This is a genomic window from uncultured Friedmanniella sp. (genome assembly GCF_964244005.1).
In the GTDB taxonomy this organism is placed as follows: domain Bacteria; phylum Actinomycetota; class Actinomycetes; order Propionibacteriales; family Propionibacteriaceae; genus Microlunatus.
This window is the reverse complement of sequence record NZ_CAXTHG010000005.1, coordinates 48616-63012: the sequence shown is the minus strand read 5'-3', so window position 1 is coordinate 63012 and position 14397 is coordinate 48616. Positions and strand designations below refer to the sequence as shown.

At 70.4% G+C, this 14397-nt stretch carries 15 protein-coding genes and 1 tRNA gene; 6 read left to right on the top strand and 10 right to left on the bottom strand.

Annotated features, from left to right (window positions below):
• The first annotated feature begins 43 nt into the window (after positions 1-43).
• On the top strand, positions 44-1093 hold the full coding sequence (locus tag ACFE76_RS04660; protein WP_375430576.1) for a hypothetical protein: 1050 nt from the start codon (positions 44-46) through the stop codon (positions 1091-1093).
• Positions 1094-1225: 132 nt separating this feature from the next.
• Positions 1226-2440, top strand: coding sequence for a cytochrome P450 (locus ACFE76_RS04655; RefSeq protein ID WP_375430575.1), 1215 nt, complete (start codon positions 1226-1228; stop codon positions 2438-2440).
• Positions 2441-2623: 183 nt separating this feature from the next.
• Here ACFE76_RS04655 and ACFE76_RS04650 read toward each other — a convergent pair whose 3' ends face one another.
• Positions 2624-3109 (bottom strand): MarR family winged helix-turn-helix transcriptional regulator, encoded by a 486-nt coding sequence (locus tag ACFE76_RS04650; RefSeq protein ID WP_375430574.1) that lies wholly within the window; start codon positions 3107-3109, stop codon positions 2624-2626.
• A gap of 99 nt (positions 3110-3208) precedes the next feature.
• Between ACFE76_RS04650 and ACFE76_RS04645 the strand changes: the two genes are divergently transcribed.
• Genes ACFE76_RS04645 through ACFE76_RS04635 form a run of 3 tightly spaced genes read left to right on the top strand, consistent with a single transcriptional unit; the run spans position 3209 to position 5408 of the window.
• Complete coding sequence (locus ACFE76_RS04645) at positions 3209-3874, top strand: NADPH-dependent F420 reductase (protein WP_375430573.1); 666 nt, start codon at positions 3209-3211, stop codon at positions 3872-3874.
• Positions 3868-4743 carry a VOC family protein gene (locus ACFE76_RS04640; protein ID WP_375430572.1) on the top strand — a complete coding sequence of 292 codons (876 nt, stop codon included), beginning with the start codon at positions 3868-3870 and terminating at the stop codon, positions 4741-4743. The genes ACFE76_RS04645 and ACFE76_RS04640 overlap by 7 nt, the downstream gene beginning before the upstream one ends.
• On the top strand, positions 4743-5408 hold the full coding sequence (locus ACFE76_RS04635; RefSeq protein WP_375430571.1) for an alpha/beta hydrolase: 666 nt from the start codon (positions 4743-4745) through the stop codon (positions 5406-5408). The genes ACFE76_RS04640 and ACFE76_RS04635 overlap by 1 nt, the downstream gene beginning before the upstream one ends.
• A gap of 313 nt (positions 5409-5721) precedes the next feature.
• On the opposite strand, the gene ACFE76_RS04630 is transcribed toward ACFE76_RS04635, so the two are convergent.
• The 6 genes from ACFE76_RS04630 to ACFE76_RS04605 all read right to left on the bottom strand — a co-directional run bounded on the left by ACFE76_RS04630 (position 5722) and on the right by ACFE76_RS04605 (position 9047).
• Positions 5722-5794, bottom strand: a tRNA-Ala gene (locus tag ACFE76_RS04630).
• A 79-nt stretch (positions 5795-5873) separates the two neighbouring features.
• The gene (locus ACFE76_RS04625; RefSeq protein ID WP_375430570.1) at positions 5874-6512 is read right to left on the bottom strand and encodes a histidine phosphatase family protein; all 639 of its coding nucleotides are present in this window, start codon (positions 6510-6512) and stop codon (positions 5874-5876) included.
• Complete coding sequence (gene rsfS / locus ACFE76_RS04620; RefSeq protein WP_375430569.1) at positions 6509-6877, bottom strand: ribosome silencing factor; 369 nt, start codon at positions 6875-6877, stop codon at positions 6509-6511. The genes ACFE76_RS04625 and rsfS overlap by 4 nt, the downstream gene beginning before the upstream one ends.
• Positions 6878-6929: 52 nt before the next feature.
• Entirely contained in the window at positions 6930-7607 is a 678-nt protein-coding gene (nadD, locus tag ACFE76_RS04615) for a nicotinate-nucleotide adenylyltransferase (RefSeq protein WP_375430568.1), read from the bottom strand.
• Between the two features lie 10 nt (positions 7608-7617).
• Positions 7618-7752 (bottom strand): hypothetical protein, encoded by a 135-nt coding sequence (locus ACFE76_RS04610; protein WP_375430567.1) that lies wholly within the window; start codon positions 7750-7752, stop codon positions 7618-7620.
• Between the two features lie 56 nt (positions 7753-7808).
• A complete protein-coding gene (locus ACFE76_RS04605; protein WP_375430566.1) occupies positions 7809-9047 on the bottom strand; it encodes a glutamate-5-semialdehyde dehydrogenase in 1239 nt (412 codons plus the stop codon).
• A 381-nt stretch (positions 9048-9428) separates the two neighbouring features.
• Here ACFE76_RS04605 and ACFE76_RS04600 point away from each other — a divergent pair, with 381 nt between their 5' ends.
• A complete protein-coding gene (locus ACFE76_RS04600) occupies positions 9429-11474 on the top strand; it encodes an AAA family ATPase (protein ID WP_375430565.1) in 2046 nt (681 codons plus the stop codon).
• Between the two features lie 215 nt (positions 11475-11689).
• Here ACFE76_RS04600 and ACFE76_RS04595 read toward each other — a convergent pair whose 3' ends face one another.
• From ACFE76_RS04595 to ACFE76_RS04585, 3 genes are read right to left on the bottom strand one after another with little or no spacing between them, the layout of a single operon-like run.
• Entirely contained in the window at positions 11690-12196 is a 507-nt protein-coding gene (locus tag ACFE76_RS04595) for a methylated-DNA--[protein]-cysteine S-methyltransferase (protein ID WP_375430564.1), read from the bottom strand.
• Positions 12197-12205: 9 nt separating this feature from the next.
• A complete protein-coding gene (locus ACFE76_RS04590) occupies positions 12206-13291 on the bottom strand; it encodes an ABC transporter ATP-binding protein (protein WP_375430563.1) in 1086 nt (361 codons plus the stop codon).
• On the bottom strand, positions 13288-14397 hold the full coding sequence (locus tag ACFE76_RS04585) for an ABC transporter ATP-binding protein (RefSeq protein WP_375430562.1): 1110 nt from the start codon (positions 14395-14397) through the stop codon (positions 13288-13290). The genes ACFE76_RS04590 and ACFE76_RS04585 overlap by 4 nt, the downstream gene beginning before the upstream one ends.

Here is a 14397-nt window from a genome sequence, read left to right as displayed (position 1 = left end):
CGACACGACGTCGCTCGAAACGACCTCTCCCAAAGGAACCGCCATGCCCATCTCGACCCCGCCAGTCCTTGCCCGGCTGGTCCACTGCACGGTGGCAGCCCTGCTGCTGCCCGTCGCCACAGTCGTGGCTGCCGCACCCGCCATGAGCGCCCACGCGACGACTGTCTCCTCCCGCGCCGTATCAGATCAAGAACCCGGGGCAGCCCGCACTGCGGTCCGAACGAGCGACACCTCCGGGTCGATCGTCTTCATCAAGGGCCGCAACGTGTGGATCGCCCTGGGTGACGGCAGCCATGCCCGCAAGATCACGAAGGACGGAACCAAGGCCCACGCGTACCACTCCCCGTCGGAGTCTGACCGAGGCACCATTGTTGTCGCCCGCGGCTCCAAGATCATCCGGATGAGCCAACGCGGCAAGGTACTCAACACCATCAACCCGCCCCGGCTGTTCAACAGCGCAGGCGAGGCGTTGGACGGTGCGGTCAACGACGTCGCGATCTCACCGAACGGCAAGACCATCGCCTGGAGCTTCGTCCGCTACAGCTGCCCGATCGGCGCCGACTGCCTCACTCGTTACGCCACCGGCTATACCTCAGCGACCCATCGCACCCACGCCGGCCGTTCGACCTACTTCCGAGCCGCCAGCTGGATCACCAACACCCGAACCCTCCAGACCGGCGGTTACGGATCCCAGGTCATGCTGCAGGACCTGACGAAGAGCCCGCGGCACTGGTTCGACGACCACGACTACACCTTCCCCAGCACCGATCTGGCCGACGGCGAGCTCTCCCGCAACGGCCGCTGGCTGGCCGAGATCCGTGGTTTCAAGGGCACCTCGAGCATCGCCTGGTACGCCGTGAGCGGCGACGCCCGCACCGGTCGGCGACCGTCGATGCCCCTGTACACCTGCGTTACCAACGGCGAAGCCGCCCACGCCAGCCCGACCTGGTCCCCGAAGTCGACCGCTCTCGCCTGGGCCGGCAAAGCGGGTATCTGGATCAAGCAGGACGTCGCCAGCTGTTCCTCACCCCAGCCGACACTGGTGATTCGCGGCGGATCCGCACCCGACTGGTCCCCGGCACGCTGGAAGTGAGCGGTGCTCGTGGGCCGGCGCCCTGCCTCGATCACCAACCAGGACCGCATCCCAGGGGCGACGGAGCACGGCCGGGTCTGGCGGGGTTGTCACCATCCGGCTGTCTCGTCCCTCAGGTCCTAGCATCGGCGCATGGCCGCGTTCCTCGACCTCGCCGATCCCGGCTTCAACGTCACCTCGCCGGCGGTGCACCAGGCCCGGGAACAGGACTGGTACGCCGTCACCCCGTACGGCTGGGCCGTGCTGCGCTACGCCGAGGGGACGGCTGTCTTGAAGGACAAGCGTTTCCAGCAGGGCAACGCCCGGTGGCCGGCTCAGAACGGCGTCCACGACGGGGCGTTCGCCCAGTGGTGGGGAGAGACGCTGCTCAGTCTCGAAGGCCCCGACCACCTCCGCCTGCGCAAGCTGCTCGGCCCGGCGTTCCGCAGCAGGACCATCGAGGCCATGCGGCCCCAGTTCCAGGCCCTCGCGCACGAGCTGATCGACCGCTACGCCGGGCAGGGTCGGGTGGAGTTCGTCCGCGAGTTCGCCGAGCCGTACGCCGCCCGGATCATCTGCCTGCTGCTCGGTCTGCCGGACGACGAGTGGCCGCAGGTCGCGCACTGGGCCGACGACCTGGGCAAGTCGTTCGGGGTCAACCTCCTCCAGGACCTGCCGCGGATCGAGGCGGCCCTGGCCGGGCTGAGCGGCTACGTCGATGAGGTGATCGCCGACCGGCAGCGCCATCCGCGCGCCGACCTGGTCACGACGCTCGTCACCGCGCACGAGCACGACGACACGCTGACCCGGCGTGAGCTGAGTGTCGGCCTGGTCTTCCTGGCCTTCGCCGGGATGGAGACCACCCGCAACCAGCTCGGGCTCGCCCTGCAGACCTTCCTCGCTCACCCCGACCAGTGGGCGCTGCTGGCGCAACGGCCCGAGCTGGGCGGCAACGCGGTCGAGGAGGTGATGCGGGTCAACCCCACCGTCACATGGGTGACCCGCGAGGCGACCGAGGACGTGGACCTCTACGGCCTGGCCGTCCCCCGCGGCGGGATCGTCCAGGTGCTCTCCCACGCCGTCGGGACCGACCCGCGCGCGATGGGCGCCGAGCCCGGCTTCGACATCACCGCCACGAACCGACCCCAGCACAGCGGCTTCGGCGGCGGCCTGCACTTCTGCCTCGGCCACTTCGTCGCCCGCACCGACATGAGCGTCGCCCTGCCCCTGCTCGCCGCCCGGATGCCCGGGATCACCGCCGACGGTCCCGGAGAATGGCTGCCGGTCTCCGGCAACACCGGCCCCGTCCGCCTTCCGCTGCGCTTCGACCGAGTTGCCGGGGCGCTCACCCCGAGCCGACCGCGGTAGCGGGATCGGCCTTGATCGCCGCGTAGGCGTTCCGGCCGAAGGCGCCGTGGGCGCGTCGTCGGTGCTGGCGGCGCGGCCGAACACGAAGAGGCCCTGCCGGTACGGGTCGACCGTGTCGCGGCTCCGCCAGGTCCTCGACCCACGGTCGACTGACCAGGGCCCTGTCAGTGTCGTGGAGCTCGATCAGGCTTTCCGGCCGTGACCCACGAGGCGGTGGTGGGGGTCCAGCCCGTCGAGCAGTCGTTCGCAGATGATGGACAGCTGGTCGACCTGGTCGGGGTCGAGCAGGTCAAAGACAGAGGCGCGGACCGTTTGCACGTGCCCGGGAGCGGCCTCCACCACCTTCGCCCACCCCGCCTCGGTGAGGACGACGTCGGTCGCCCTGCGGTCGTCCTCGCACGGTCTCCGCTCGACCAGCCCTCTCGAGGCCAACCGGCTCACCACGTTGGACAGCCGCGGGAGGCTGGCGTTGGTCAGCCCCGCCAAGGTCCGCATGCGCAACGTCCGCTCGGGCGCCTCCGACAGCATCGCCAGGGTGAAGTAGTCGAAGTGGGTCAGACCGTTCTCACGGCTGAGCTCGGAGTTGAGCACCCCAGGGAGCAGCTCCAGCACTGCGGCCAACCGCCGCCACACCTGCTGCTCTTGAACACTGAGCCACGGCGTTTCCATGAGGGCAGCGTACCGCCAAAGGTTGTTCCTACAAGTATTCGTGCTAGGGTTTGGTTGTAGATAAAACAACTTGCGCACGAGCCCACGAAGGAGCTCAGCATGACCAGCACCACGATCTTCGGCACCGGCACCATGGGGAGCGCCATCGGCGGCTTGTTCACCGCGGGCGGCGCCGAGGTACAGCACATCGGCAGCAAGGACGACGTCGCCACCATCACGGGCGACGTGGTCGTCCTCGCCGTTCCCCACAGCGCGCTCGCCGCCATCGTCGCCCGCTACAGCGACCAGCTCAGCGGCAAGACGGTCGTCGACATCACCAACCCGCTCGACTTCGCCACCTTCGACAGCCTGACCGTCCCCGAGGGGAGCTCGGCGACCGCCGAGCTGGCGCAGTCACTCCCCACGTCCTCGGTCCTCAAGGCGTTCAACACAAACTTCGCCGCCACGCTCAGCTCTCGGTCGGTCGGTCCGACGACGACCACGGTGCTGATCGCCGGCGACGACGCCGACGCGAAGGAGGCCCTCGCCGCCCTCGTCACCGCGGGCGGGGCCCACGCCGTCGACGCCGGGTCGCTCAAGCGCGCGCACGAGCTGGAGGCCCTCGGCTTCCTGCAGCTGACCCTGGCCGCCGGCGAAAAGATCAGCTGGACCGGCGGGGTTCGGCCTCCACCACTGAACATCCTGAGACGGCCCGGTGCCGCCCTGCCCGGGCAGCCGGACCGTCTCGACCCGCTCACCCTGAAAGGACACCCGCAGCCATGCTGACCACCTCCGGCGCCGACCTCCTGTCGGCCGACCTGTCCATGGGCGCCGTCACCCTTCGCGTCGCCGACCTGGACACGATGACGGACTACTACCGCGACGCCGTGCGTCTGACCGTGCTGACCAGCGACAGCGGCCGCGTCACCCTCGGCCGCGGGCAGACCCCCCTCGTGGTCCTCGATCACGCCCCCGAGCTGAAGCACGCGGGGGCACGTCAGGCCGGGCTGTTCCACATCGCCGTGCTGTTCGAGACCGAAGCAGACCTCTCCGCCGTGGTGTACGCGATCGCGTCGCGACACCCCGCCTCGTTCACCGGCAGCGCCGACCACCTGGTCAGCAAGGCGTTCTACTTCACCGATCCCGAAGGCAACGGCGTCGAGCTCTACTGGGACCGTGACCGCACCGCCTGGAGCTGGACGCACGGCCGGGTCGAGATGAACAACCTGCTGCTCGACCCCAACCAGTACCTGCGCGAGCACCTCGACCAGCGCACCGCCGAGCAGACCGCCGCACGTCCGGCCACCGTCGGCCACGTCCACCTGTGCGTGGGCGACCTGGCGACCGCCCGACGCTTCTACGTCGACCAGCTCGGCTTCGAGACCACCGCCGAGTGGCGCGGGCAGGCGATGTTCGTCAGCGCCGGCGGCTATCACCACCACATGGCCATGAACACCTGGACCAGTGCCGGAGCCGGACGCCGGCGGGCCGCGCTCGGGCTCGGACTCGTCCGCATCGAGCTGCCCGAGAAGGACCACCTGGGCTCGCTCGGCGAACGTCTCCTCCACCACCGGGTGCCCGTCGCCGACGACGGACGAGCCGTCACCTTCGACGACCCCTGGGGCAACCGGCTCGAAGTCTCGGTGAAGCCGTGATGAGCACGACCGCGCTGTGGCACACCACGCTCGAGGAGGCCGGCAGTGCCAGCGCGCCGCTGGTGGTGCTGCTGCACGGCCGCGGTGCCGACGAGCGGGACATCGTCGCCCTGGCTGACCGGCTACCGGCCGGGCCGTCGTATGTGGCTCTTCGGGCTCCGCTCGCCGAAGGCGCCGGTTTCGCTTGGTTCGCCAACCAGGGCATCGGGCGGCCGCTCCCGGCCTCGCTCGCGACCTCCATCGCGTGGTTCACGTCGTGGCTGGACTCGGTCGCCGGTGACCGGAGACCCGTCGTGCTCGTGGGGTTCAGTGGCGGTGCCACGTTCGCCGGTGGCGTCGTGCTAGCTGATCCGTCTCGCTACGCAGGCCTCGCCTCGCTCTACGCGACCCTGCCCTTCGAGGCCGGCGTGCCCACCGCACCGGACCGGCTGACCGGTCTCCCCGTCCTGCTCCTGCAGGGCAGCGCTGACCGCGTCATCCCGCCCGAGCTCCAGGCCCGATCGTGGAGGTATCTGCACGACAGCTCAGGGGCCACGCTGACCGCTCACCGAAGCTCAGGGGGGCACAGCCTGACCGAGAGCGACGTCGGCGTCCTCGGCCACTGGCTCGGCGCCCTTCCGGCCAGCCCGCCTGCCCACGACGATCGACACGTGGGATCTCGCTGACCGGGGCGGCGCCACTGCCGCCCGGGAGGCGCAGGTCCCCGTCTTCTACAGCCGCATCGTCGTCCACCCGGTCCCCGGCCTGGGTGGCGCGAACGCACCGATCTTCCACCCGTTCGAGTTCGTGCTGCCAAAGGACTGTGACTAGGGCAAAGCGCTGTGATGGGACTGAAACTGCCGGGCTTGTGAAGGCAAGATGCCTGCCCGTCAAAGTCAATTCGGTTGGCTGGCAGTTTGGCTTTTCAAACGACCCAGAGACCTTCATGGGCCGTAGTGCTCGAATCGTCGAACGGGCTCTGACTAGCGGCGGTGTGGGTGGAGCTTAGGGGATTCGAACCCCTGACCTCTTCCATGCCATGGAAGCGCGCTACCAACTGCGCCAAAGCCCCTCACGTCCCCTGCCGAGCCTCGAACCTTGAGGTACGAGCCCCCGGGGGACTCCGGAATACTAGCCTGGCGGCACCCGCGTCACGAAATCAGCTCGCCGGGCTCGTCGGCGGTGGCGTTGTAGCGCTCGATCCGCCAGTAGCGGCCGGAGCGGTGTCGGTCGAGGCTGACCCAGCCGCAGTTGGACAGGCCGCCGAAGAGGCGCCAGTGCTCGGCCGGCAGCCCGACCAGCTCGGCGATGCCGACGCGACCAGCCAGGCCGTGGCTGGCGGCGACGACGGTCGAGCCGTCCGGGGCGGCCTCGGCCAGCTCGGTCAGGGCCTCGGCGACCCGCAGGGCCACCTCCGACGGGCTCTCCCCCGTCGCGGACCGGCGGACGTCCTCGCCGGCGCGCAGCCGGCGTGAGAGCTCGGGGTCGAGTCGGTCGACCTCGTCACCGGTCAGCCCCTCCCAGGAGCCGACGTGGATCTCGCGCAGCCGCTTGTCGGTGGTCACCTCGAGCCCGGTCAGGCTGGCCAGCGCGCCTGCGGTCTCGCGGGCCCGGCTCAGGTCGCTCGACCAGAGCACGGCGGGCTCGAGCGCGGCCAGCACGCGGGCGGCCCGGGCGGCCTGACCCCGACCGACCTCGTCCAGCTCGATATCGGCCTGCCCCTGGAACCGGTTGATCAGGTTCCACGCCGTACGGCCGTGCCGCCACAGGATGATCCGCTGCGCGGTCACCGGCGCTCGTCCACGCCCAGCGGGATCACCGGGCAGTCGCTCCACAGCCGCTCGAGGGCGTAGAACTTGCGCTCCTCGCTGTGCTGGATGTGCACCACCACGTCGAGGTAGTCCAGCAGCACCCAGCGCTGCTCGCGGTCCCCCTCGCGGCGTACGGGCTTGGTGTCCAGCTCGCGGAGGGCTTCCTCGATGCCGTCGACGACGGCGCCCACCTGGCGCTCGTTGCTGGCGGTGACGACGAGGAAGACGTCGGTGATGGCCAGCTGGTCAGAGACGTCATAGGCGATCAGGTCGGTGCCGAGCTTGTCGACGGCAGCGGTGGCTGCCTTCCGGGTGAGCTCGAGGGCACGGTCGGTTGCGGTCACAAGGTTCCTTCGGTTGAGGACCGCGGCGCGATCCTGACGGGACGCACCGCCCTCAGGGGTGGTAGAGCCCGCGCTTGGCGATGTACTGCACGATGCCGTCCGGCACCAGGTACCAGATCGGGTCCAGCTGGTGCACCCGTGCCCGGCACGCCGTCGAGGAGATGGCGAGCGCTGGGATCTCCAACAGGGTCACCCGCCGCTGAGGCAGCTGGTCGATCACGGTCGTGTCGAGCTCGACCCCCGGTCGGGTGCACCCGACGAAGTGCGCCAGGTCGAAGAGCCGGTCGACCTGGTGCCAGGTGAGGATCTGGGTCAGGGCGTCGGCTCCGGTGATGAAGTACAGCTCGACGTCGCCGCCCCGCTCGGCACGTATGTCGGTCAACGTGTCGACGGTGTAGGTCATTCCCGGCCGGTCGATGTCGACCCGGCTGACCGTGAAACGGGGGTTGGAGGCGGTCGCGATCACCGTCATCAGGTAGCGGTCCTCGGCGGCGGAGACCTGGCGGTCGATCTTCTGCCACGGCTGGCCGGTGGGCACGAAGACCACCTCGTCCAGACCGAAGTGCATCGCCACCTCACTGGCCGCGACCAGGTGCCCGTGGTGGATGGGGTCGAACGTGCCACCCATCACGCCGAGCCGGTGCGGTCGGCTGGGGTCGGCCCCCGGCGTACGGGCGAGGCCGGTAGCCCGGTCCGGTCGGACTCGCGCGCCCTCGGTCGAGTCGGTCACAGCCTGACCACTAGCTGTGGGGACGGCCCTTGCCCAGCGCGAGCGTGATCAGCAACAGGATGACCAGCAACCCGAACGCGATGATGCCGAACACATACGGCGGCACCGGCAGCTCGGTCTCCAGCAGGGTCAGTCCGTAGGTCATGCCCGCAGCCTACCGTCAGCGCCGGGGTGGGCTCGCGAGCCCAGCACGCGGCGCGTTCAGCCGCGGACCTGACCCGATCCGGTGACCACGTACTTCGTGGACGTCATCTCGGCCAGGCCCATCGGCCCCCGTGCGTGCAGCTTCTGGGTCGAGATGCCAATCTCGGCGCCGAAGCCGAACTCGCCCCCGTCGACGAACCGGCTGGACGCGTTCACCAGCACGGCCGCGGCGTCGACCTCGGCGGTGAACCGGGCCGCCGCCCGCTGTGACTCGGTGACGATCGTCTCGCTGTGGCCAGTGCTGTAGCGGCGGATGTGCGCCAACGCCGCGTCGAGGTCGTCGACCACAGCGGCAGCGAGGTCGAGGGACAGGTACTCCTCGGCGAAGTCGCCATCAGTGACGGGCACGACCTCGCCGTAGGCGGCCACCCCGGCGTCGCCGTGCACCGTGACGCCGGCGGCCGCGAGGGCGGCGAGCGCGGCGGGCAGGAACGTCTCGGCCGCCGCTGCGTGCACCAGCAGGGTCTCGGCGGCGTTGCAGACCGACGGTCGCTGGGTCTTGGCGTTCAGCAGGATCGCGAGAGCCGTGTCCGGGTCGGCAGTGGCGTCGACGTAGACGTGGCAGTTGCCGACCCCGGTCTCGATCACCGGCACCTGGCTGCCGCGGACGACGTGATCGATCAGGCCGGCCCCACCGCGCGGGATGAGGACGTCGACCAGTCCGCGCGCCGCCATCAGCTCATCGGTCACCGCCCGCGGGCCGGGGACCAGCTGCACGGCGTCCGCCGGCAGGCCGACCTCGGCGAGCCCGGTGCGGAGCGCCTCGGTGATCGCGGCGTTGGAGTCGGCGGCCGAGGACGAGCCGCGCAGCAGGACGGCGTTGCCGGACTTGAGGCAGATCCCCGCCGCGTCCGCGGTCACGTTCGGACGCGCCTCGTAGATGATGCCCACGACCCCGAACGGGACGCGCACCTGTCGCACCTCGACGCCGTTCGGGTTGGTCCAGCCGCGGACGACGTCACCCACCGGGTCCGGGAGCGCCGCCAGGTCACGCAGTCCGGCGCCCATCGCGTCGACCCGGTCGGGAGTGAGCCGCAGCCGGTCGACCAGCGCCGCCGACGTCCCGGTGGCCTCGGCGCGGGCGACGTCACTGGCGTTGGCCTCGAGCACGGTGGACCCGGCCTTGGCCAGGGCGTCCGCCATCGCGTGCAGGCCCTCGTCCTTGTGTGCTCGGGTGGCACGGCCGAGCACCCGGGCTGCGTCCCGGGCCCGGATCGCGTACGCGTTGACCGTCACCACCCCAACGTATAGCGGTCAGGTCGATCGCTGGAATTCAGTTCACCAACCGGGCGGCGGGAGCAATCCGGCCGCCGGTCCGCTTCACATTGATTAGCCGGCCATCTGGTGGAGCAAAGCCACCTCCCGATGACAAACTGGACTCACATTCGCACACGTCCGGACGAGCGGCGGTCGTCGACGGCAGCCGGGTAACCTCCACCACAACGCCGCCGCAGGCGTGCTCACCGCCACCGTCACGGTCGGCTCGATATCGGTGAGCTATTCTTCAGAGCCCATTCTGGCCCGCACAGCCGATGGGAGATGGAAAGATGTCAGCACACTCGAGACCGGGGACACCGTTCGCGTGAGACGGCGGTTTTCGAGGACAGGAGCACGGACGTGAGCAGACTGGTGTTGCCAGACGATCTGGCTGTGCTGATGTCGGGTCGCCCCTACATCGATGTGGTCGGCCCGGCCTCGCCGTGGCCGATCCCGGCCGGCTGGTGGGAGCAGACCCGCGCCCGCGTCCGTGAGCTCGTCGAGGACCCGCGGGCCGGCGCCACCCAGAACTGGACCAGCTGGCCCGACCAGACCCGAGACGTGGCCCCGTTCCTGCAGAACCTGGCGATGTCCCTCGGCGGCTACGTCGCGATCTTCACCGGCGAGTTCGCCCAGTTCCCCGAGCAGCTGGTCGATGAGTACCTCGCACCCAACCAGCGCCGAGAGCCGATGGTGGCCCGCAACTGGTACATGACCGACTGCGAATGGCCGCTCTTTCTCTACAAGTACGCCGGTGCCGACCCCGGCGCGCGACGCGGCGCTCTCGAGCTGTCCCTGGAGTGCGTCCGGCTGCTCTCTGCGGTCGGACCACTGCGCCCCCGGGCCGAGGCGCTGATCGGGCTCTATCACCGGGTGCTGGCCACCCCCAGCCTGCTCGACTTCCACACCAGCGCCGGTTTTCCCGAGGTGGCACGGCTGTGGCGGCACTCCCTGATGACCGATGCCGAACAGGAGGTGCTGCCGGAAATCGGTGGGTGGGGTGCGGCTCTGTCCTGGTCGTACCAGGGTCTCGAGGCGGTGCACGACCACCTGAGCCAGGTCACCAACCGGGCGGAGACGCTGCCGGAGGTCGTTGCGGCGATGGCGCTCGGCGACCAGGTCGAGACGCTGCCCGCCGGACTGGCGATCGCGGTCGGCTCCGAGCGGTTCTACGAGATCACCGCCGCCTTCGAGCAGCGCCAGCACGGCTTCGACGGGGCCGAGTGGCTGCAGTCGAACCGCGGCTGGCTGACCCGGGCGTTGCTGAGCGGCGAGATCGCCGCATGCCGGGCCTGGCTCGCCATGGCCGCGCAGGTCTCCCGCGTCGTGGCCGGGCTGCCCGGGCCGCCGACCCCGTCGGCCGCGCCGGACACCATCGGCTTTGTCACCGACGTCGAGGAGCTGTTCACCTTCAAGCGGACCGTCAACCCGATGGTGCGCTCCTTCGCCGACGCCGGCCTCAGCCGGACCGCGCTGGCCAAGCCGGTCCGCCCGCGGGTGCCCCGCCCGCTGGGCTCCGAGGCCGAGGAAGAGGAGTTCGAGGACGACACCGTCGTGCCCGAGGTCGAGATCGGCGACCCGCAGCAGGAGCTGGCCGAGCTGGTCGGCCTGGCCCCGATCAAGGAACAGGTCCGGCGGCTGGTGGCTGAGGCCAAGGCCGACCAGCTGCGGATCGACGCCGGCATGCCCCAACGCGACCGGTCGCGGCACATGGTCTTCGTCGGCAACCCGGGAACGGCCAAGACCACGGTCGCCCGGCTGCTCGCGCGTATCTACGCCCAGCTCGGCACCCTCTCCAACGGTCACCTGGTCGAGGCGAGCCGCGTCGACCTGGTCGGGCAGTACATCGGCCAGACCTCGCCCAAGGTCCGCAAGATGGTCAACAAGGCGTCCGGCGGGGTGCTGTTCATCGACGAGGCGTACGCGCTGATCCCGCACGACTCGCACCGCGACTTCGGTGTCGAGGCGGTGTCGACGCTGCTCAAGCTGATGGAGGACCGACGCGACGAGGTCGTCGTGATCGTGGCGGGCTATCCCCGCGAGATGCAGCGCTTCCTCTCCTCCAACCCGGGCCTGGCCTCCCGCTTCCCCAAGACGCTCACCTTCGACGACTACGACGACGACGAGCTGTTCTCGATCTTCGAGCTGACCGCCCGCCGCCAGGGCTTCGAGATCGGTCCCGGTGTCGAGTCGCGCGTCCGCGCCCTCATCCCCGCGCCGCACCCCGCCGGCTTCGGCAACGGCCGCTTCATCCGCAACGTGTTCGAGGAAGCGGTCTCGATCCAGGCCGAACGCCTGGTCAGCCTGGACGCCCCCACCTCGGACCAGATCCGTACGCTGCTGGCCGAGGACCTGCCCACCGAGCCGCCCGCCGACGACGCCGGCCCGCAGGGCATGTACCTGTAGGTCCCATCCCGGCCCGGCCCGGCGCTGTCACCGGCCGCTGCTGCCGGGACCCGCGGCCACCCGGCCCACCCTGTCCGGTCACTTCACACGCTGTGGGGCGACCTCACCGGTGCGCGCGCACTGGTGAGGTCGCCCGCGAGCCTGTGAAGTGACCGTGCAGGAAGGTACGGGTGCCCCAAAAGCGGGGAGCGGTGGGCCGGGAGAGCGCTGGCGGGTCAGAGCAGGGTCGGCGGGAGGGCGCCTTCGAGCTCGAGGAGCCAGCGCTTGGTGGCGAGCTCATGGCCGGGCTCGCCGCCGGAGAAGCCGCCGAGACCGTTCGAGGCGACGACGCGATGGCAGGGGATGACGATCGGGATGGGGTTGCCGCCCATCAGCGAGCCGATCGCGCGGGGCGGCAGGCCGGTGCCGCTGCGGCGGCCGAGCTCGGCGTAGGTGATGGTCTCCCCGTAGCCGATGGTGGACATCGCCTGGAGCACGGCGCGCTTGCGCGGCTCGAGCGGCGGCAGGTCGAGCACGAGGTCGAAGTCCCGGCGCTCCCCCGCGAAGTACTCCCGCAGCTGGTCGAGCACCTGCTCGAGGCTCTCGTCCGCCTGGGTCGACTCGTCCCGCGTCTCCGGTGATCCCCAGCCGCAGGCTCGCAGTCCGGCCGGTCCGCCCACGACGTGGATGGTGCCGACCGGTGAGGCGTACGAGGCGTGCGCCAGCGTCGCGGTCAAGACCATGGCTCCAGCCTAGGCCGAGGCAGCCACAGGCTCCACGACCAGATCGGGATCGTTGACCCCGATCCGGCCGACCAGGATCTCCTCCGCGAAGTGGCAGGCGACCCGACGGCCGGGGGCCGGCTCGATCTCGCGCAGCACCGGCACCTCGTCGTCGCAGCGGGTCGGCTGCCGGTACGGGCAGCGGGTGTGGAAGCGGCAGCCGCTCGGCGGGTTGGCCGGGCTGGGCAGGTCGCCGCGCAGCAGGATCCGTTCTCGCCGGTCCTCCACCGCCGGGTCGGGGATCGGGATCGCCGACATCAAGGCGATGGTGTACGGGTGCAGCGGCTGCGCGTACAGGTCGTCGCTGTCGGCCTCCTCCACCAGGGTGCCGAGGTACATCACGCCAATCACGTCGCTGATGTGGCGGACCACGGCCAGGTCGTGCGCGATCACCAGGTAGGTCAGGCCGAGGATGTCCTGCAGGTGCTCGAGCAGGTTGATCACCTGCGCCTGCACCGAGACGTCGAGCGCGCTGACCGGTTCGTCGGCGATCACCAGGTCGGGGTTGAGGATCATCGCCCGCGCGATGCCGATCCGCTGTCGCTGACCGCCGGAGAACTCGTGCGGGTACTTGGCCAGCGACCCGCGCGGCAGCCCGACGACGTCCAGCATCGACGCGGCCTTGGCCAGGTGGCTGCGGCCGGAGTCGGACCCGAACTCGGCCCGATCGGCCTCGGCCAGACCGTGGACGCTCAACGGCTCGGTCAGCGAGCTCTCCACCGACTGGCGCGGGTCGAGGCTGGAGAGCGGGTCCTGGAAGACCATCTGCATCCGCCGCCGGATCAGCCGCAGCGGCTCGGCTTTGAGCTGGCGGATCTCCTGGCCGTCGAAGACCACCTTGCCCGCGGTCGGCTCCTCGAGCCGCAGGATCGCCCGGCCGAGCGTGGACTTGCCGCAGCCGGACTCCCCCACCAGGCCGTACGTCTGGCCAGCCCGGACGGCCAGGTCGACGCCGTCGACCGCCCGGACGTGCCCGATGGTCCGGTCGATCACCAGCCCGCGCTTGATCGGGAAGTGGACCTTGAGCCCCTCGACCCGCAGCAGCACCTCGCTCATCGCCGCTCCCCTTCCGAGTCGGCGTCAGTGAGCGCCCGAGCAGCCACGGGCGCTGACAGCTCGGGCTCCTCGGGGGCGGGGTGGACGCAGCGGACGAGGTGTCCGGCCCGGCCCAGCGGCTCCAGCTCGAGGTCAGAGACCACGCAGTCGTCGGCGGCGTGCCGGCAGCGGGGGGCGAACGCGCACGCCTTGGACCAGGCGATCGTGTCCCGTGGCGTACCCGGGATCGGCTGCAAGGGTTCGCCGCGCGGCGCGTCGAGCCGCGGGATCGAGCCGAGCAGACCCTCGGTGTAGCGGTGCCGCGGGTGCTCGAACAGCTCACGCCGCGACGCGGACTCCACCACCCGGCCCGCGTACATCACGTTCACCGAGTCGCACAGCCCCGCAACCACTCCGAGGTCGTGGGTGATCATCACCATGGCCGTGCCGAGGTCGTTCACCAGCTCTTTGAGCAGCTCGAGCACCTGGGCCTGGATGGTCACGTCCAACGCGGTCGTCGGCTCGTCGCAGATCAGCAGGGCCGGCTTGCAGGCCAGCGCGATCGCGATCAGCGCCCGCTGTCGCATGCCGCCGGAGAGCTGGTGCGGGTACTCGTGCAGTCGCCGGCCCGGATCGGGGATGCCGCAGCGACGCAGCAGGTCCTCGGCCTCGTCCTCGGCCGCTTTCCGGCTGATGTCCTGGTGCCGGCGCAGCACCTCCGTCACCTGCAGCCCGACCGGGATCACCGGGTTGAGCGAGCTCATCGGGTCCTGGAAGACCATCGCCAGCTCGCGGCCCCGCAGGTCGGACAGCTCGGCGTCGTCCATCTCCAGCAGGTTCCGGCCGCGGTACAACGCCTTGCCGCTGACCTGGACGCCGCGGCTCGGCAGCAGACCCATGATGGCCATCGAGGTGACCGACTTGCCGCTGCCGGACTCCCCGACGATCCCGACGACCTCGCCGGGCCGGACGCTGAAGGAGACGCCGTCGACCGCCCGGGTGGCCCGGCCGCCGCGGCGCTGGAAGGTGACGTCGAGGTTCTCGACCTCCAGCAGCACCTCGTTGCGGTTGACCGGTTCGCGGGTGGACCGGCGGACGAGCGTGGTGTCGCTCACGGCGTGGCTCAT